The following is a 19,679-nucleotide window of genomic DNA, read 5'->3' as shown; positions in this document are numbered from 1 at the left end:
AATAGTTGAGGTGCTAGGAATTGTTATGGGACAAATTAGTGTAATAGTAACCGTTTATAATAAAGAAGACTATATCGAAAAATGCCTTGATTCCCTATTACAGCAGACTTTTCAGGATATAGAAATCATTCTGATTAACGATGCATCAACTGATAATAGTAAGGGGATTATTGAGCGTTACAGCGATTCGAGAATGACTTGCTATCATCTAGATAAAAATGTTGGTGTCTCAAAAGCGCGCAACATGGGGATCGAGTACGCTTCAAGCGAGTTTATCTATTTTGTTGACGGTGACGATTACCTGGCGCCATACACACTAGACCTTCTCCTAAACAACATAGGAGAAGATCACTTCATTGGTGGTTCTATTTTCAAAGCTGGAAAAATTGCTATTCCAATGGAAATCGGGGAAGATTCCTACTATTTGCGTAGATTAAGTGGTGGAAGAAAAATCAAAGCACTTCGTCGTAGGAGTGCTACTAACTTGTTGCTACGCAAAGACTTTGTGGATGTTCATGAGCTTCGTTTTGATGAACAAGCTACCTTTTACACGGACCTTACCTTCTCCATTCCAGCAATAGTAAATACAGAGGAGATTCCGATGATTACAGGCGTTCCCACTTATTTAAAAGGAGAATGCTATGATCCGATCGACCACCCAACTCTCATGCTCCATTCTGTAGAGGAGAAGTTGCCTGATTTATTTTATGTCTATCATAAAATGAAGATGTCGTACGCTGATACGAAAAGCATTAGTCGCTATTTGGACCTTCTCTTGTTAAATTATTATTCAAAGAGCATAACTAATAAAGCCGTGAAGAACTCTAACGTTTTGTTTGATCATTTCACTGCTTTAAAGAACAGTCTCTCTTTAGTAGCACCTGGAAGGATTAAGAGACGGAATATCATCGAACGAAGAGAGCATCGTCTTCTACAAAAGGGGAAAAAAGAAGCCGTTCTGAAGTCAATGATGTTTCGAGTACGCTTAAGGCAGTGGCGTAGATCATTGAGGAAGAAACACTTACTCATGCGTCAGCTTTACCGAACGGTTCTTGTGAAAATGCCAATGAAACCGAAAAAAGTACTTCTTGAGAGCTTCGGTGGTAAGGGGTATTCAGATAGCCCTCGCTACATTTATGAAGAACTGTTAAAAAGCGATCATAAGTATGATTATTTATGGGTTTATGATAAAAAGAAAAAGGATATACCGGGGAATCCTAAGCAGGTGAGACGCTTAAGCCCCGCTTACTATTACCATCTTGCGACTGCCAAGTACTGGGTATCGAATGCCAGAATGCCAAACTTTGCGATTAAACGTCCTGAGACAGTTTATTTACAAACATGGCATGGTACACCGCTCAAAAAACTGGCAGCTGATATGAAAGAAGTACGTATGCCTGGCACGACAACAGAAAAATATAAGCGGAACTTTTACAATGAAGCACAAAAATGGGACTATCTCGTTTCGCCAAATGATTATTCGACTTCTATTTTCAGAAGAGCCTTTAAGTTCGGGAAAGAAGTTCTTGATGTGGGCTATCCGAGAAACGATATCCTCTATCTTGAGGATGAAGAAAAAGCTAGACGTCAGCAGGAAATAAAGGCTAAACTTGGTATTCCTGCTGATAAAAAAGTCATTCTTTATGCCCCAACGTGGCGGGATGACGAGTTTCACGGTAAGGGGAAGTATAAGTTTGATTTAAAGCTGAACCTTAGCGAAATGCAGGAACGTCTTGGTGACGAATATGTGATTGGTCTACGCATGCATTATTTAATTGCAGAGCATATTGATACGACTGGAATGAGCGATTTTGTATACAATTTATCTGACTACGGAGATATTGCGGAGCTTTATTTATTATCAGATATTCTGATTACTGATTATTCATCCGTATTCTTTGATTTCGCAAATTTACGTCGTCCCATTTTATTTTTCACTTATGACATTGAAAAATATCGCGATTCTCTTCGCGGATTCTATATGGATTTTGAGAATGAAGCACCAGGTCCGCTTCTTAAAACGTCGGACGGTGTCATAGATGCGATTGAGCATATCGATAAAATAGAAGCTACCTATCAAAGCAATTTTGATGCATTCTATGATAAATATTGTCATCTTGATGATGGGCACGCTTCTAGAAAAGTAATTAATAGGGTATTTGAGCCCGAGAAAGCTGAAATGTAGATAGACTTTAGAGAAACAGGGTACTGCCGCTGGTGAAGGCGATATGGCACTATCCTGTTTTTTCAAAGCGACAGCGCATTTCGAATAGAGGTAATCTACTACTAGTCGGGAGTATGGTGTCCATTTCATGAAAAAGCTATTGAGAATGTTGAAAATATATCCGTTAATGAAGGCGTTTAGTCGACTTCTTTTTGTGGCGTTGGGCCGTTTTCCAGCAAACAAGCGCCTTGTTATTTTTGAGAGCTTTTCTGGAAAGCAGTACAGCTGTAATCCAAGGGCGATCTACGAATATCTGTTAGAGCACGACTATGATTTAGACATGATTTGGAGTGTTGAAGAATCTCATGCTGAGTCTTTCCGTAAAAGGGGTATACCTACTGTAAAGCGTTTTTCGCTAAGATGGTTTTATCTCATGGCTCGTGCTCGTTATTGGGTGACTAATAGTCGGATGTCGCTTTGGATTCCTAAGCCTTCTCACACTGTCTATGTACAAACTTGGCATGGAACGCCGCTTAAGAAGCTTGCAGGTGATATGGAAGAAGTGTACATGCCTGGAACAAACACGCTTTCCTATAAAGATAATTTCTATAAGGAAGCAGCGAAGTGGGATTACTTAATCTCGCCGAATCGGTACTCATCTGAGATTTTTGAGAGAGCATTTGGTTTTAAGAAAAAAATGGTAGAATCGGGCTATCCACGTAATGATCGTCTTCATCTTGAAAATCATCAAGAAAAAATTGATGCATTGAAAGTGGAGTATAGCATTCCTACAGAAAAAAAAGTGGTTCTTTATGCCCCAACCTGGAGAGATGATGAATTTTATCAACCGGGGAAATATAAACATGAGCTGAAATTAGATCTTGATTTATTGAGACGTGAAATCGGCGAGGAATATGTTATTGTATTAAGGATGCACTATTTAATTGCAGAGCAGTTTGATCTTTCTCCATATGAAGGATTTGTTTTTGATTTATCACTTGGTGTCGATGTCAATGATCTCTATTTAATTTCTGATGTGTTGATTACAGATTATTCATCTGTCTTTTTCGATTATGCTAATTTGAGGAGACCAATTATTTTCTTCGCTTATGATCTTGCTTCATATCGTGATAAATTGCGTGGCTTTTACTTTGATCTTGAAGAAGAGGCGCCAGGTCCTGTCGTGACAACATCTGAAGAAGTTTTACACGCCATTCAAACGTTTGAAAATGAAGGATTTGGCGTATTTGAAGAAAAGTATAACGATTTCTATAACACTTATTGTTACCTTGAAGGAGGGTCTGCTACCAAAAAGGTTGTTGACCAAATTTTTGTTAGTGAGGCAAAATAAGCATGAATTCTATGATTGCAGTTTTAAAAGAACAAGTTAGCAACTTCTACCTAATTAATCGGCTTTCGGTTTATCAGGTAAAGAGCACGAATAGCAATAATTATCTTGGTATGGTTTGGGAGATTCTAAATCCCCTTTTCCAAATGAGTATTTACTGGTTTGTATTTGGCTTTGGAATACGAAACGGGAACCCGGTTGATGGCGTCCCATTTGTTCTATGGATGTCCGCTGGTCTTGTTGTATGGTTCTTCTTTAATCCTGCTGTTATTCAAGGATCAAAGTCGATTTATACTAGGATATCAATGGTATCCAAAATGAACTTTCCAATGAGTACGATTCCGAGCTATGTGATTATGTCAGTCTTTTATCAACATTTGATTTTACTTGGTATATACTTTGCAGCAGTGTTATTAACTGGCCAGGGGGTATCCTGGCATTTGCTTCAACTACCGTATTATATGTTTGCTTTAATTATTCTCATTTTTGCCATCTCTCTCATTACGTCGACGCTATCGACAATCGTTCGAGATGTGCACAAAATGCTTCAGTCGTTTATTCGGATGTTTCTTTATTTAACACCAATTTTATGGACAATTGATGATCTTCCTGGATTTATTCAGATTGGGATGAAACTTAATCCGCTATACTATATAGTGGAAGGCTACAGAGATGCACTTCTCGGCATGGGCTGGGTTCATCAGACACTGCAATATACCCTTTACTACTGGGTAGTCGTTGTGCTCTTACTGATGATTGGTTCCTACCTGCATATGAAGTTCAAGAGTCATTTCGTAGACTATATTTAATAAGGACTGTCGTTTATGAGTTATTCAGTTAAATTAAACGGGATTACGAAAAAATATAAAATGCACAGGCAGAACTCTGATAAGCTCAAGGATATTCTTCTCCCTGGTGGCTACGGGGAGGATTTCTATGCCATTCGTGATTTAACATTTGAAGCAGGTGAAGGTGATGTCGTTGGTATCATCGGAGTGAACGGGTCCGGGAAATCAACGTTCTCAAACCTTGTCGCTAATATCACGCCACCAACTAGTGGGGAAATTGACGTAAAAGGTGATGTTTCCCTTATCGCTGTTTCTGCTGGCTTAAATAAAGAGCTAACAGGGCGCGAGAATATCGAATTGAAGCTGCTTATGATGGGATATAAGAAAGACGTTATTGAAAAGATGAAGCCTGACATTATTGATTTTGCAGATATCGGTAAATTTATCGATATGCCTGTTAAAAAATATTCCAGTGGTATGAAATCACGTCTAGGTTTTTCAATATCCATTAGCGTTGACCCAGATGTTCTGATCGTCGATGAGGCCCTTTCTGTAGGTGACAAGACGTTTGCCGATAAGTGCCTTGTCAAAATGGAGGAGTTTAAGGAACGAGGAAAAACAATTTTCTTTGTTAGTCATTCAAACGGCCAGATGAAGAAGTTTTGTAATAAAGCAATCTGGCTTGAACATGGCACGATCCGTGAGTATGGCGCAATGAAAGATATCATGCCGAAGTATGAAGCTTTTATTAAAGAGTATAAATCGTGGTCGAAAGAAGAAAAGCGTCGCTTCAAAGAAGAAGGAATGAAGAAGCAGGAAGGTCTTTTAGCTGCTGATTCAGAAGAGAAAGGAAAACGAAAGAAATCCAGACTCTTGTCTAGATGATTTGCTTCCTTCTATAGCAGAATCGCTCTCATAGAGAGCGATTTTTTCATTATTTGCGCTGAATTTATGGGAATGAATGTGATATGATGAGAAGGAATTTTTTGGTGACATAACAAGAAGTGGGGGAGTAAGAATGGCTATATTAGTAACAGGCGGTGCTGGATATATTGGAAGTCATACGTGTGTTCAGTTACTTAATCAAGGTTCCGATATTGTTGTCGTGGATAACTTTTCGAATAGTAAAATGGAATCGCTTGATCGTGTGAAAGAGTTAACTGAGCGAGATTTTCCGATTTATGAAGTGGATCTACTTGATCGATCTTCTTTAGAAATGGTGTTTGAAGAAAATGAAATTGAAGCAGTCATTCATTTTGCAGGCTTGAAAGCTGTTGGCGAATCGGTTTCCATGCCACTTCATTATTACCATAATAACTTAACAGGGACGTTCATTCTTTGTGAAGTGATGGAGAAATTTAACGTTCGAAACATTGTGTTTAGCTCATCTGCAACCGTTTATGGTATGCCTGATCTTATGCCAATCACTGAAGAAGCCCCTTTAAGCGCAACGAATCCGTATGGACAAACGAAGCTCATGATTGAACAGATTCTTCGTGATCTTCATGTTTCTGATTCAAACTGGAGCATTGCCCTTCTTCGCTATTTCAATCCAATCGGAGCTCATGTGAGCGGAAGAATTGGGGAAGATCCTAACGGGATTCCAAATAACCTCATGCCGTATATTAGTCAGGTTGCGGTTGGAAAACTCGAAAAGCTTAGCGTGTTTGGAGATGACTACGATACAGCAGATGGTACAGGCGTTCGTGATTATATCCATGTGGAGGATCTGGCTAACGGGCATTTGAAAGCGTTAGAGCATATCCTAGGTACAACGGGAGTAGAAGCGTATAACCTTGGCACGGGAAATGGGTATAGCGTGCTTCAGATGGTGAAGGCTTTTGAAGAAGCGACTGGGAAAGAAGTGAAGTACTCCATTGCTCCGCGCCGTCCTGGCGATATTGGAGAATGCTATGCAGATCCGGCGAAAGCTGAAGCTGAGCTTGGCTGGAAAGCGGAAAAAGGCATTGAAGAAATGTGCCGCGACACGTGGCGCTGGCAGTCGGAAAATCCTGATGGGTATAAGAGGGGTCAGGTGCGTACCTGACCCCCACGGAGGACAGCTGTCTTTCTATAGAGGACACTAAAGCCCGCTCATTAATGAGTGGGCTTTAGTGTTTAAATATTGTATATCTGCCAGTAGGGTTGTGAAGAATTAGAAAGAAATTCTAAGGAGGTTCTCGTTGTGGCTGGTAAACGATTCAAACCAGGTAATGCGGATCGACTACTTGATCCGAAACGAAAGGAAATTATTTCACCTGAACAAGTTATCGCTCATCTTGGTGTAAAGGCAACCGATCATGTAGCTGATTTAGGAGCGGGTAATGGGTATTTTACATTGCCGTTATCGGAAGCAGCTGAAAAGGTTTATGCGGTTGATATTGAAAAGCAGATGCTAGATCTTCTTCAGAAGCGTGTTTCAGAAGAAGATCTAGCTGGACATATCGAGTACGTTGTCAGTAGCCTAGAGCAGATGAATTTGGCAGATCACGTCGCTGACAAAGCGATTGCGGCGTTTGTGATTCATGAAGTGCCCGATCTTACGAGAGCATTCCAAGAATTTAAGCGAATTATTAAGGCGGGACAGAAATTGCTTGTACTTGAATGGGAAGCCATTGAAATGGATATGGGCCCACCACTTCATGAGCGAATTTCTTCTGAGAAGATGATGCAGATTTTTAAAGAGAATGGAACTGAACCTCAAATACACCATTTTCATGAGTCTGTATATGGGGTAACTGCGGAAGTATGAGGGGAGGGTCAGGTGCGTACCTGTCCCCAACAAAAGACAGCTGTTCTCAAAACAAAGACAAAAAAACCAACTCTCTTCATTGAGAGCTGGTTTCATTTATTTTGCTCAACTAAAACTTCGTTCGATTTAGTCTTCCATTGGTGTTGAGAAGCGGAAGGATTCGCCTTGAAGCATGGCGTCATTATACAAGAACAGGACTACATCAAAATCCTTATCCGCCATATACTCTGTTAATATCTGATCATCGTTATAACGGATATCATAAACAGTCGTATTGGAGAAATGCTGGGCAATGTGGAACGCAATTGGGTTTGCGTAGGAATCTTTTAAAATCAATAGTCGACTTTCTTCTTGAACGGCAGGGTTCTCGATTGTAATTTCAGCTGTATTGTTCATGTACAGCCCACCAAAATCGATAGGATCGTTATCTCTAAATATGTCTGTACCATAGACCTGTTTAAATGTACGCTCTTTGCCGTTCCAGGTAATTTGATAGTTATCAAATAGATTATCTTTAGGTAACATGTGACAGATCTTTTCACCTGTTGCATCAACCGTTAAATAAAGCTGATTATTATAGCTTCCAATAAATTGTTTGTCGTTATAACACTTTAATTCATAGTCACTGTCGTCTTCGTTCATGTTTGTGTAGTAAGTTGAATTCTCAGAGAGAAGGTCTGCTACTTTTTGATAGCCTTCAAACGCCCCAAACATGTTCCAGTGATGGTCTGTCTTGAAGTAGCGCTCTTTCAATTCATCATCAGTATATTCTTCTTTAAATTCTTTCCCAACATCAACTGTTGGGATGCTCTTTTGGTTAAATTTTGAGAAAAAGTAATCTTTCTTTTCTATTCCTGTTCCCTCTTCAATATAAGACGGCAGGATGTCGATGGTATTCACTTTATGAGGAAGAGAAGCAAAATAAACTTCCTTACCCTCATCCTTTATCGTTGTCGCAAATTCATTTAAGTTATCAACTGCCTCATCAATATGGGTAGAAGGCTTACTATAACTCGGTTTTGGGATGATCCAATTCGAGTCAGATACATAGTAATCAAAAATATAGGTTTTGTTCGTCATTTGCTGATATTGAAGATATGATTTCAACCAGATATTTCGACCGGGAAACTGATCAAGAAAATACGATTCAAAATCGTTCATGTATTCTCCGTTCGAAACATTCTCAATTGAAAGATCAGGGTTTTGAGCTAGTTCTCTTTTTTCTACGTCAGATACTTCAATATCTGCTGAAACTGTAAGATAGAAGAAAACGGTAAAGATAAACGCAAAGAATAAGATAATGAGCATCCACTTCCTTGCCTTTTCAAGTCGCTGAATCATAGCAAAGCTCCTTTATTGGCATTAAAACCTGAAATAAATAAATGGGTTGTAACTAGAATTGACTAATCGAACCATAGCGAAAATCATTAGCGTCATATAAATCGCTGGTTCTGAGAAAAGCGTGACGACCTGTAGTCCCTTTGCTTTCGTCGCCATTCGATTGTAAATGTTGCCGATATTCGCTATGAAAGGTGTGCTGAAAATAACGCCAGCTAGGAATAACACCCAGTTATCATTCCACTGCAATAGGAACATTGAATCTGCGAAAGCAGCCTGATTAAAGCCGAACATCGTTTGTAAGTATTCAAATGAATACGTAAAGTTATCAGCGCGGAAAAAGACCCAGCCGATCATGACGAGCAGTAGGACATAGATATGTTGAAGAGGCGACCATAGGCGACTTAACCATTTACCAAATCCGAGGCTTTCAATTACGATAATTGCCCCGTAGTAGAATCCCCAGGCCATAAACGTCCAGCTAGCGCCATGCCAGAACCCAGTAATCGTCCACACGATTAGAAGATTACGTACCTGCACAAGCTTTCCATGGCGATTCCCACCTAGTGGGATATAAACGTAATCTTTGAACCATGTCCCAAGAGAAATGTGCCATCTTCTCCAGAATTCTGAAATGCTTTTAGATATGTAGGGGTATCGAAAGTTCTCTAGAAAATCAAAGCCAAACATTTTTCCTAGACCAATGGCCATGTCACTATACCCTGAGAAATCAAAGTAAATTTGTAGTGTGTAAGCAATAACACCAATCCACGCCATCATCACGCTCATTTCACCTGCGGGAGTGTTAAATGCCTGATCCGCAACAACTGCGAAACTATTAGCTAACAGTACTTTTTTTGATAAACCAATAATAAATCGTTTGATTCCTTCGTGTACCTTATCAGCAGTTATAGAGCGAGAATGAATTTGTTGATCAACGGTGTTGTATCGAACAATTGGCCCTGCAACGAGCTGTGGGAAAAGAGAGATATAAAGAGCTAGTGAGAAAACATTTTTCTGAACGGGTGCGTCTTTTCGATAAATATCAATGACATAGCTCATCGCTTGGAATGTAAAAAACGAGATTCCAATTGGAAGAGGCAGCTCTCCAAGTTCAAAACTTGTCCCAAAGGAGCCATTAACATTAGCTAATACGAAGCCTGCGTACTTAAAGTAACCAAGAATTGCAATGTTACCGACGATCGATAACGTTAGGAGGAATTTTTTTATTGCGAGCTGATTATGAAAATAGCCAATTCCTCTCCCAAAACCATAGTTCATTATAATAGAGAAGAGCATCAGAAAGACATACTGTGGTTCTCCCCATGCGTAGAAAACAAGACTAGCAATAAGAAGCACGATGTTTCGAAAACTTTTTCTAGCAAAAAAATAAGAAAATAAGACGATCGGCATAAAAGCAAATAAGAAAACGAGATTACTAAATACCATATAGCTCCTCCAATAATTAAATATAATCCACCTAATACTATAGCATTTATACCTTTGAAATTTGCTTTTCTTCAATATTTTACAAAAACTTAAAATACATGAGGCAGAATGAAAAGAATATAGCCGTCAAAAAGTAAATTAATCAGTAAATATTTACTTGACTATAGTCCTTTTGTACCTTAATCTATAAATATGAATGCGCTTTCATTTATGTTGTTCGGTGTTTTTTAGTAAACAAACAGGAGGGGTTATTTTGAGAAAGGTAATCGGTCGAGTTAGTTTCTTGCTTATTCTGATGTTAGTTCTCGGTGCTTGTTCTAGTGATAATAGCTCAAGTGAAGGGTCGGCGGGAGACGGAGATAGTAATGGTAAAAAGGTGACAGCATGGGCATGGAACATTAATGTTCCAGTTCTTGAAGAAGCGGCAGAGAAGTTTAAAAAAGAAAATCCGGATTTTGAACTAGAGGTTGTGGAACTCGGTCGTGAAGATGTTTATTCGAAATTAACGACTGGCCTTCAAGCTGGAGGGAAAGGGTTGCCAGATATCGTACTTGTCGAGGATGATCGTATTCAGGGTTATATGGAAACATTCCCCGATGCGTTCGTAGATGTATCTGATAAGGGGTTTGATGAAAGCAAGGATAGCTTTCCTACTTATAAAACAGACCTTCTTTCAAAAGAAGATGCAATGTATGGTTTCCCATTTGATGGTGGTCCAACGGGCGTTTTTTATCGAACAGATTACTTTGAAGAAGCTGGTGTAAATCCCGATGATATTAAGACATGGGATGACTTTATTGAAGCGGGGAAAAAGATCAAAGAAGCTACAGGAAAAGCAATGCTTGGCCTTGATTTGAATGGTGATGACGGTCTTTATCGTATGATGATGACGCAGCAAGGAACATTCTATTTTGATGATGAAAAGAATGTGAACTTCACTTCTGAAGAATCTAAAATGGCGGCAGAAAAAGTACAAATGATGAAAGAAGCTGGACTAGTTAAAGATACAGTGGGTTGGGACGCGTGGATTAGTGCAATGGCACAAGGTGATGTTGCGACGGCTCCTTCTGGCGCGTGGTTGAGCGGTTCTATTACACAGCAAGCTAAAGACACAGAAGGTAACTGGGGAGTGTTTAAGCTTCCGGCGTTTGAAGAAGATGGAAACCGTGCAGCGAACCTTGGTGGAAGTAACTATGTGATTACAAGCGCGAGCAAGAATCAGGATATGGCTTACGATTTCATGGAATTCTTTACTACTAGTGATGACGTACAGCTAACGGCGATGGACAATGGTTTATTTCCAACGCTGAACACGATTTATGAAAATGATGCATTCACAAAGGATGTGGAATTCTTTAGCAATCAGTCAATCTGGGAGCTGTTTGCAAGCGAGATGAATGATATTCCTTCTGTGAACTATACAGGTAATTATGCGCTTGCAAGTGATGAGTCAATCAAAGCACAATCCGAAGTGATGAATGGTCAGAAATCGATTGAAGAGGCTTATAAAGCGGCTGAAGATCGGTTGAGGAATCGGATTCAATAATAGTGCGGGGGTCAGGTACGCACCTGACCCCCTATAAAGACAAAAAGAAGAAAGTGTCCGTCATAGATGGACACTTTCTTCTTGTGTAACAACTTCCATTAATTGTTAAGTAAATAAAGTAGTAAACTTTTAGTAAAAGTTTACTTGACTATGTTTACCTCTTCGACTATTCTAATAAGTGTAGACGCTTTCATTACGAATTTTGAAAGTTTTCAGTAATTAATTGGAGGGGTAGTCGATGAAGAAGGTAACGGGTCTAGTTAGTATAAGTATGATGCTTGTCTTAAGTCTGTTTCTTGCGGCGTGTGGGAATGGTGGAGATGATAGTGAAGGATCAGGCGATAGCAATAAAGTAACAGCTTGGGCTTGGAATATTAATGTACCGGTGCTTGAAGAAGCAGCCGAGAAATTTAAAGAAGAAAATCCGGATTTTGAACTAGAAGTTGTTGAAATGGGTACTGACGATGTTTACTCGAAGTTAACAACTGGTCTTCAAGCAGGAGGTAAAGGTTTACCAGATATCGTTCTTGTGGAAGATGACCGCGTTCAAGGTTATATGAGTGCTTTTCCGGACGCATTTGTAAACGTTTCCGATAAAGGATTTGACGAAATGAAAGAGAGCTTCCCGTCTTATAAGACAGAGCTTGTTTCAAAAGACGGCGCCATGTACGGATTCCCGTTTGACGGTGGACCAACAGGAGTTTTCTATCGCACCGATATTTTTGAAGAAGCTGGCGTAAATGCGGAAGATATTAAAACGTGGGATGACTATATCGAAGCTGGTAAAACAATTAAAGAAAAAACGGATAAAGCAATGATTGGTCTTGATCTGAACGGTGATGACGGTCTTTATCGTATGATGCTCAATCAGCAAGGCACATTCTACTTTGACGATGAGAAAAATGTAGCCCTCACTTCAGAAGAGTCAAAAAAAGCAATGGAAGTACAAAAGAATCTAAATGAAGAAGGACTAGTTAAAGAAACAGTAGGTTGGGACGCATGGATTAGCGCTATGACTAGTGGAGATGTTGCGACAGCTCCATCGGGTGCATGGTTGTACGGTTCGATCACTCAGCAGGGCAAGGATACTTCAGGAAAATGGGGATTAATTGAGCTACCGGCGTTTGAAGAAGGTGGCAATCGCGCATCTAACTTGGGCGGAAGTAACTACATGATTCCTAGTGCAAGCGACAATGCTGATCTAGCGTATGATTTTATGGAATTCTTCTCAACAGATGAAGATGTTCAATTAACTGCAATGGAAGGTGGTTTGTTCCCTTCACTAAACACGATTTATGGTAACGAGGCATTTACAAAAGAAGTTGAGTTCTTTAACAATCAGCCGATCTGGAGTCTACTTGCTGACGAAATGGATAGCATTCCTGCTGTTAACTACACAGGAGACTATGCCGTAGCGAAGGATGAAGCTGTTAAAGCGCAATCTGAAATTGCGAACGGTAAAGGCATTGAAGAAGCATTAAAAGCTTCAGAAGATCGTTTGAAAAACCGTATTCAATAAGCTACAGAAATCATCAGGGGTTGATTCATTTCGACCCCTGTCATGTTAAGGTGGGATATTCATGAATCGAGCGAAACGTTTTCCATATTTATTCGCAGCTCCGGCCATTCTGCTTTTCCTAGCATTTACCGTCTATCCGATTATCGCTTCCTTCGTTCTCAGTTTTCAGGAACGAGTTGGTGGAGAATACGTTTTTGCAGGATTGAAAAACTATACGCGTCTCTGGAATGATGATATTTTCTGGACGGCGATGCAGAACACATTCATTATCTTTGTTGTTCAAGTCCCAGTTATGATCATTCTTGCAATGGTACTAGCCAACGTGTTGAACAACCAGTTGTTAAAGCTAAAAGGATTTTTCCGCGTCTCATTCTTTCTTCCGGCTGTCACATCGCTTGTAGCTTACTCGATTTTATTTTCGATCATGCTTCAAGAAGAAGGAATTATTAACACGGCATTAAGCTACATTGGGATTACCGCAATTCCGTGGTTATCTGATCCGTTTTGGGCAAAGGCTTCGATCATTATCGCCATGACGTGGAGATGGACAGGATATAACATGGTTATTTTCTTAGCAGCTCTTCAAAACATTCCAGAAGATTTATACGAAGCCGCTTCTCTTGATGGAGCGAATAAGTTTAAGCAATTTTTCTACATTACTGTTCCACAACTAAAACCCGTTATTCTTTTTGCAGGTATTCTGTCAACCATCGGAACGCTTCAGCTTTTCGACGAGCCATTCAACTTAACAGGCGGTGGACCGGCGGATTCAACGATGACCCTTGGACTTTATATTTACCAGAGTGGATTTGAATACTTTGATTTCGGCTACGCTTCCGCAATTGCATACGCGGTTGTTGTGATGGTTGGTATTCTCTCCATTATCCAATTTAAGATAGCAGGTGATGATTAATGGCTAAGAACCTTGAGGTAATTGAACAGTCGACGAATAAACTCACCCTTGCTCAAAGGCAACAAAAGAAACCTAAGAAAAAGAAAAATAAGCTAAAAGCCGTTTGGATGTATACGCTACTAAGCATCTTCCTTGTTGTTTCGATCTTCCCGTTCTACTGGATGTTTATCGGGGCGACGAACGACTCTAGTAAAATGTTTACGAACCCGCCAACGCTTTTACCTGGCGATCAGTTTATGACGAACTTAACCAATCTAAATGAGTCAATTGGTATTTTCAGAGTACTGTTTAATTCTCTCTTCGTCTCAGGACTTTATGTAGTGATTTCCCTTGCAGTTTGTGCGAGCGCAGCCTACGTTCTAGCGAAGTACAACTTCAAAGGGAAAAAGTTCATCTTTACTGCATTCTTGCTTTCCATGATGATTCCTTACCAGGCAACACTGATACCGTTGTTCCAAATGATGTCTGATTTTAATCTATTAAACACGTACTTTGCAGTTATCGCACCGCAATTGTGCTTCCCATTTGCGATTTTCTTATTAAGACAGAACTTCCTGGCATTCCCTACAGAGTTGATGGAGTCAGCACGTCTTGATGGCGCAAGCGAAACGCGTATCTTTATCTCGATCGTCATTCCATCGATGCGACCAGCTTTAGCAGCTGCTTCGATCTTCCTTTTCATGACGCAGTGGAACAACTTTATGTGGCCGCTCGTTGTATTGAATACGAACGATATGTACACATTCCCTGTTGCGCTATCTAGCTTAATGGGACTCTCTTATATCGACTACGGTCAAGTGATGATGGGCGTTACGTTAGCGACTGTTCCGATCATTGCATTCTTCTTAACACTGCAAAAACAATTTATTTCAGGTATGCTCGGAAGCGCCTTGAAATAGTAGGAGGCTGTTATGCTGGAAGCGAGAAAGAACCACTTTTACTTAAATGACGAACCCTTCCAAATTCTTTCAGGAGGTCTTCATTACTTCAGAGTTGTCCCTGAGTATTGGAGAGATCGCCTTCAGAAGCTGAAGGCACTTGGACTGAATACAGTAGAAACGTATATACCATGGAATTTTCATGAACCGAAGAAGGGTCAGTTTCATTTTGAAGGAATGGCTGATGTGGAGCGGTTCATAGCTGAAGCACAGGACGTTGGGCTTTATGTTATTGTTCGTCCTTCTCCTTATATTTGTGCAGAGTGGGAAATGGGGGGACTTCCTTCTTGGCTACTAAAAGAAGATGACATGGCACTTCGCTGTAGTCATCCTGCTTTTCTAAAACATGTAGAGGAATACTTTAATGACCTTCTTCCACGGTTGAAGCCTTTCTTACAAAAGAACGGCGGTCCGGTGATTGCCTTTCAAATTGAAAATGAATATGGCGCATATGGCAACGATCAGAACTATCTTGAGTTTCATAAAGAACAGTACGAGAAACATGGCATTGATACGTTTTACTTCACATCAGACGGACCGGATTTCATTAAACAAGGTTCAATGGATAATGTCATAACGACGCTGAATTTTGGCTCAAGGCCAGAAGAAGCCTTTGCGGCACTTGAAGCGATAAAACCTGATTCACCTAAAATGGTCGCGGAATTTTGGATCGGCTGGTTTGATCACTGGAGCGGCGAGCATCATACACGTGACGCAAAGGAAGCAGCGGAAGTGTTCCAGAAGTTAATGGATATGGGCGCATCTGTGAATTTCTACATGTTCCACGGTGGAACAAATTTTGGTTTCTATAACGGTGCGAATCATTACGAAAAATATGCTCCGACGATTACTAGCTATGACTACGATTCGCTTTTAACAGAATGGGGCGACGTGACAGACAAGTATCTCGCAATGGCGGAGGTGTTGAAAAGCGTAGCAGACGTTTCGATTGAAGACGTTTCTAAAGTTGAGACGAAAAGCTATGGAGAAGTGAAGCTAGTGGAGAGCGCAAGCCTGTTCGATGTTCTCCAAGAAGTAGGAACCAGGGTAGAGCACGTTGCACCACGGAGCATGGAGAAGATTGATCAGAGTTTCGGCTACACGCTTTATCGAACGTCGATTAACGACACTGGAACGTTTGAGCTTGATACAACGCCAATTCATGATCGAGCTTTTCTTTACGTCAATGGGAAACATGAGGCGACGATTTCAGTAAATGATGAGTCAAAATCGGTTATGATCCCGTTTCCGAATGAAGTAAATGCTCTTGAAATACTTGTTGAAAACCTTGGAAGAGTGAATTATGGAAAACATCTATCTGACCAGAAGGGGATTGTGCAGAATCTCTGGCTAAACAACCAGTATTGGTTTGACTGGGAAATGATTAAAATTGAAGGAGATCGTTTACCGAAGACGTATTCATCAGGAGAACGTTATCCGAAATATTTCAAAGGCGAATTTCATGCTGATCAATGCTATGATACATTTGTTGATTTGGAAGGGTTTACAAAAGGGAATGTTTATATTAATGGCTTTAGTCTTGGTCGCTACTGGCAAACGATGGGACCACAGCAGCGCCTTTACTTGCCAGGTCCACTGTTAAATGAAGGTACAAATGAAATTGTCGTTCTGGAATTAGAAGGACATACTGCAAGCAGCGTAAAACTAGTGAACGAACCTAAACTCGGATAAAGGATCGATGGCAATGAGCATTCTGATTAACCAACAGCAGTTTCATCTAACAAATGGAAAGATCAGCTACATCTTTCATATTTTAAAAAATGGTCAGCTCGGTCATTTGTATTTCGGAAAAGCGCTTCGTCCTGATCGTGATTATGGTCATTTTCAGAACACGAACAATCCAACGCCGGCTAGCTGTCATTCATATGAGAACGACGCGGCTTTTTCGCTTGAAACGATTAGGCAGGAGTACCCGGCCTATGGAAAAGGAGATTTTCGAGAGCCTGCCTTTATGGTGTTAGCAGGTCAAAAGCCTATAGCGAACTTTGTTTATAGATCACATGAGCAAGTGAAAGGGAAGCCTCGCTTGAAAGGTTTGCCGGCCACTTATGCGAATGCGCAAGAAGCGGAGACGTTACTTATTGTGTTGGAGGATAAGTATCAGAAGGTTGAGCTTCATCTCAGCTACACGATTTTTGAAAATGAATCTGTGATTGCGAGGAACGCGCGTCTTATTAACAACACAGATAGCGAGCTATCCATTGATCGAATGATGTCACTGTCTGTTGATCTTCCTTATGCTGATATGGAAATGGTGCACCTCTCAGGAACATGGGCCCGTGAGCGTCATGTGAAAACGAGGAAATTAGAGCAGGGCATTCAGTCCGTTTCGAGTATACGTGGAGCAAGCTCTCATCATCACAATCCATTTCTTGCACTAAAAACAATGGATGCAACAGAACATACGGGTGAAGTGTTTGGATTCCAGTTCGTGTATAGCGGGAATTTTCTAGCGCAAACGGAAGTTGATCATTATGGCGTGGCACGTGCGCAGCTTGGTATTCATCCGCTTGGTTTTAAGTGGAATCTTAGTCCCGGTGAATCGTTCCAATCACCAGAAGCGATTATGGTTTACTCTGATCAAGGATTGAACGGGATGAGCCAAACGTTCCATCATCTTTACCGCAATCAGTTGATTAGTGAACAGTGGAAAAAGAAAGAGCGTCCTGTCTTAATTAATAACTGGGAAGCTACTTACTTTGATTTTAATGAAGAGAAGCTTATTCATTTTGCGAAAGAGGCAAAAGAACTTGGTGTTGAACTTTTCGTCCTTGATGATGGTTGGTTTGGGAAGAGAAACAATGACCGATCTTCACTAGGAGATTGGACGGTTGATCTTAACAAACTCCCAGATGGCATTGCCTCTCTAGCTGAAAAAGTGAAGGAAACGGGATTGCAATTTGGTTTATGGTTTGAGCCTGAAATGATTAGTCCTGATAGTGAGCTCTACAGAGAGCATCCTGAATGGGCTGTAGGTATTCCAGGTGAGCACTTTACGCTTGGCCGGAATCAGCGCGTACTTGATTATACGCGTACAGAAGTAGTGGACTATATTTTCGGACGAATGAAAACGATCATTGAGTCGACGAATCTGGATTATATTAAATGGGATATGAATCGGAACATTACGGAGGCCTACTCTGCAGGTTTAGAGCACCAGGGAGAGTTTTTCCATCGTTACATTCTCGGTGTCTATGATCTTTATGAACGGTTAACATCAGAGTTTCCAAATGTACTGTTTGAATCGTGTGCGGGCGGCGGTGGTCGTTTTGATCCGGCTCTCCTTTACTACGCCCCACAAGCATGGGCGAGTGATGATACAGACGCGGTGGAGCGTCTGAAAATCCAATATGGTACCTCTATCGCTTATCCTATCTATAGCATGGGTTCTCACGTATCAGCCGTACCAAACCACCAAACGCTTCGTTCAACTCCGCTGTCAATGCGGGCAGATGTTGCGTATTTTGGAACCTTTGGTTATGAATTGGATCCTTCAACCCTGTCTGATGAAGAAAAAGAAATTGTAAAAGAACAAATTAAACGATACCAGTCATTTCGACAGCTTGTCCGTGATGGTGATTTCATTCGCTTACAAAGTCCATTTGAAAGCAATGAAACGGCCTGGATGGTCGTTTCGTCGAATCGAAATGAAGCGCTTGTTGGCTGGTATAAATCATCAAGCACTCCGAATCCACGCACCAATCAGTTTGTGAAATTAAAAGGTTTAGCTCCTGATCGTCATTATAACGTCGATGAGGAGACATACTTCGGAGATGAACTGATGCAGCACGGCATTCCGCTTCCGGTTGAGTTCAATGGAGCGAATGGCGAGCAAGCTGAGCGCGGTGGTGACTTTCAATCGAAAGTGTTTTATTTAAAAGCAGAATAAAAAAGGATGATGACCATGGCAACGATTAAGGACATCGCACAAAAAGTGAAATGTTCACCATCGACTGTTTCACGCGTCCTTAACTACGATGAAACGTTATCTGTTTCAGATGATACGAAAAAGCGGATTTTCGAAGTGGCAGAAGAGCTTTCCTATAGTAAAAAACGCGGAAAAAAATCACTAACACCGAAAATTGCAATTATCCATTGGTATACCGAAAAGGAAGAGTTGAATGACCTGTATTACATGTCGATTCGACTAGGAGTCGAGCAGCGCTGTCAGGAAGAGCGGCTTGAACTCGTGAAAATTTTTAAAGATAACTATGATGAATTAGAAAAAGAAAACATTCAGGGCATGATAGCCGTAGGTAAATTTAGTAGTCAAGAAATAGCTTCATTAAATAAAGTCACCCCTAATATCGTATTCGTTGACTATGATCCAGACAATGAAAAGTACGACGCGGTTGTCGTTGATTTTGAAAAGGCGACCAAAAAAGTGCTCGATTATTTTGCGAGTAAAGGTCATGAGAGAATTGGCTACATTGGTGGCAGAGAAACATTTCGAGATGCTAGTGCTGAAATTGTTGATGAACGCGAAATCACGTTCAAGCGCTATATGACGGAACGTGATCAGGATCATGAATCTTACGTGTACACAGGATCGTTTACGGTAGATGATGGTTATTCCCTTATGAATCGTGCGATCGAAGAGCTTGGAGAGAAGCTACCGACTGCGTTCTTTGTAGGAAATGACACAATGGCGATTGGGTGTCTCCGCGCTCTTCATGAGAACGGCGTAGCTGTTCCTGATCGCGTTAGCTTAATTGGAGTGAATGACATTAGCGTTTCGAAGTATGTTTATCCTGCTTTGAGTACGGTCAAAGTGTACACAGAACTGATGGGTGAAACGGCTGTTGGCCTTTTGATGGAGCGTCTATTGAGAAGGAAAGTAGCCAAAAAAGTGACGATGTCGACAAAACTGAAGCTGCGGAAGAGCAGTAAATAAACGAGGCCG

Annotated in this window: 14 protein-coding genes and 1 pseudogene; 13 read left to right on the top strand and 2 right to left on the bottom strand. The window is 40.7% G+C overall.

Annotated features, from left to right (window positions below; translation table 11 throughout):
- Positions 1-25: 25 nt before the first annotated feature.
- The 6 genes and pseudogenes from AC0VYO_RS19175 to AC0VYO_RS19150 all read left to right on the top strand — a co-directional run bounded on the left by AC0VYO_RS19175 (position 26) and on the right by AC0VYO_RS19150 (position 7,052).
- Positions 26-2,185 carry a bifunctional glycosyltransferase/CDP-glycerol:glycerophosphate glycerophosphotransferase gene (locus tag AC0VYO_RS19175; protein WP_475365921.1) on the top strand — a complete coding sequence of 720 codons (2,160 nt, stop codon included), beginning with the start codon at positions 26-28 and terminating at the stop codon, positions 2,183-2,185.
- Positions 2,186-2,330: 145 nt separating this feature from the next.
- Entirely contained in the window at positions 2,331-3,515 is a 1,185-nt protein-coding gene (locus AC0VYO_RS19170; RefSeq protein ID WP_475368014.1) for a CDP-glycerol glycerophosphotransferase family protein, read from the top strand.
- 2 nt (positions 3,516-3,517) lie between these two features.
- Positions 3,518-4,321, top strand: a complete 804-nt coding sequence (locus AC0VYO_RS19165; RefSeq protein WP_226615391.1) for an ABC transporter permease — start codon at positions 3,518-3,520, stop codon at positions 4,319-4,321.
- 15 nt (positions 4,322-4,336) lie between these two features.
- A pseudogene (gene tagH, locus AC0VYO_RS19160) lies at positions 4,337-5,122 on the top strand (teichoic acids export ABC transporter ATP-binding subunit TagH); the annotation flags it as partial.
- Positions 5,123-5,318: 196 nt separating this feature from the next.
- Entirely contained in the window at positions 5,319-6,347 is a 1,029-nt protein-coding gene (galE, locus tag AC0VYO_RS19155) for a UDP-glucose 4-epimerase GalE (protein WP_430243381.1), read from the top strand.
- 138 nt (positions 6,348-6,485) lie between these two features.
- Positions 6,486-7,052 carry a class I SAM-dependent methyltransferase gene (locus tag AC0VYO_RS19150; RefSeq protein WP_475368013.1) on the top strand — a complete coding sequence of 189 codons (567 nt, stop codon included), beginning with the start codon at positions 6,486-6,488 and terminating at the stop codon, positions 7,050-7,052.
- Between the two features lie 126 nt (positions 7,053-7,178).
- On the opposite strand, the gene AC0VYO_RS19145 is transcribed toward AC0VYO_RS19150, so the two are convergent.
- A complete protein-coding gene (locus AC0VYO_RS19145) occupies positions 7,179-8,393 on the bottom strand; it encodes a DHHW family protein (protein WP_475365918.1) in 1,215 nt (404 codons plus the stop codon).
- Between the two features lie 21 nt (positions 8,394-8,414).
- Positions 8,415-9,839, bottom strand: a complete 1,425-nt coding sequence (locus AC0VYO_RS19140) for an MBOAT family O-acyltransferase (RefSeq protein ID WP_475365917.1) — start codon at positions 9,837-9,839, stop codon at positions 8,415-8,417.
- A 253-nt stretch (positions 9,840-10,092) separates the two neighbouring features.
- Between AC0VYO_RS19140 and AC0VYO_RS19135 the strand changes: the two genes are divergently transcribed.
- From AC0VYO_RS19135 to AC0VYO_RS19105, 7 genes are all read left to right on the top strand, one after another.
- Positions 10,093-11,385 (top strand): ABC transporter substrate-binding protein, encoded by a 1,293-nt coding sequence (locus AC0VYO_RS19135; RefSeq protein ID WP_475368012.1) that lies wholly within the window; start codon positions 10,093-10,095, stop codon positions 11,383-11,385.
- A 238-nt stretch (positions 11,386-11,623) separates the two neighbouring features.
- Positions 11,624-12,904: an ABC transporter substrate-binding protein gene (locus AC0VYO_RS19130; protein WP_430243389.1), complete on the top strand. Its 1,281-nt coding sequence runs from the start codon at positions 11,624-11,626 to the stop codon at positions 12,902-12,904.
- Positions 12,905-12,965: 61 nt separating this feature from the next.
- Complete coding sequence (locus tag AC0VYO_RS19125; RefSeq protein WP_159785293.1) at positions 12,966-13,817, top strand: carbohydrate ABC transporter permease; 852 nt, start codon at positions 12,966-12,968, stop codon at positions 13,815-13,817.
- A gap of 107 nt (positions 13,818-13,924) precedes the next feature.
- A complete protein-coding gene (locus AC0VYO_RS19120; RefSeq protein ID WP_475367522.1) occupies positions 13,925-14,716 on the top strand; it encodes a carbohydrate ABC transporter permease in 792 nt (263 codons plus the stop codon).
- 12 nt (positions 14,717-14,728) lie between these two features.
- Positions 14,729-16,447, top strand: coding sequence for a glycoside hydrolase family 35 protein (locus tag AC0VYO_RS19115; RefSeq protein ID WP_475365915.1), 1,719 nt, complete (start codon positions 14,729-14,731; stop codon positions 16,445-16,447).
- A gap of 13 nt (positions 16,448-16,460) precedes the next feature.
- A complete protein-coding gene (locus AC0VYO_RS19110; protein WP_475368011.1) occupies positions 16,461-18,665 on the top strand; it encodes an alpha-galactosidase in 2,205 nt (734 codons plus the stop codon).
- A 15-nt stretch (positions 18,666-18,680) separates the two neighbouring features.
- Complete coding sequence (locus tag AC0VYO_RS19105) at positions 18,681-19,670, top strand: LacI family DNA-binding transcriptional regulator (RefSeq protein WP_283153541.1); 990 nt, start codon at positions 18,681-18,683, stop codon at positions 19,668-19,670.
- The last annotated feature ends 9 nt before the right edge of the window (positions 19,671-19,679 follow it).

Source organism: Anaerobacillus sp. 63XJN7_4_ISO-PGPR-S23-413 (genome assembly GCF_056173725.1).
This window is presented reverse-complemented; position numbering and strand designations above follow the sequence as displayed.

Coding starts and splice junctions, on each gene's coding strand:
- AC0VYO_RS19175 (WP_475365921.1), top strand. CDS start 26: ATGGGACAAATTAGTGTAATAGTAACCGTTTATAATAAAGAAGACTAT.
- AC0VYO_RS19170 (WP_475368014.1), top strand. CDS start 2,331: ATGTTGAAAATATATCCGTTAATGAAGGCGTTTAGTCGACTTCTTTTT.
- AC0VYO_RS19165 (WP_226615391.1), top strand. CDS start 3,518: ATGAATTCTATGATTGCAGTTTTAAAAGAACAAGTTAGCAACTTCTAC.
- galE (WP_430243381.1), top strand. CDS start 5,319: ATGGCTATATTAGTAACAGGCGGTGCTGGATATATTGGAAGTCATACG.
- AC0VYO_RS19145 (WP_475365918.1), bottom strand. CDS start 8,393: ATGATTCAGCGACTTGAAAAGGCAAGGAAGTGGATGCTCATTATCTTA.
- AC0VYO_RS19140 (WP_475365917.1), bottom strand. CDS start 9,839: ATGGTATTTAGTAATCTCGTTTTCTTATTTGCTTTTATGCCGATCGTC.
- AC0VYO_RS19130 (WP_430243389.1), top strand. CDS start 11,624: ATGAAGAAGGTAACGGGTCTAGTTAGTATAAGTATGATGCTTGTCTTA.
- AC0VYO_RS19125 (WP_159785293.1), top strand. CDS start 12,966: ATGAATCGAGCGAAACGTTTTCCATATTTATTCGCAGCTCCGGCCATT.
- AC0VYO_RS19120 (WP_475367522.1), top strand. CDS start 13,925: ATGTATACGCTACTAAGCATCTTCCTTGTTGTTTCGATCTTCCCGTTC.
- AC0VYO_RS19115 (WP_475365915.1), top strand. CDS start 14,729: ATGCTGGAAGCGAGAAAGAACCACTTTTACTTAAATGACGAACCCTTC.
- AC0VYO_RS19110 (WP_475368011.1), top strand. CDS start 16,461: ATGAGCATTCTGATTAACCAACAGCAGTTTCATCTAACAAATGGAAAG.
- AC0VYO_RS19105 (WP_283153541.1), top strand. CDS start 18,681: ATGGCAACGATTAAGGACATCGCACAAAAAGTGAAATGTTCACCATCG.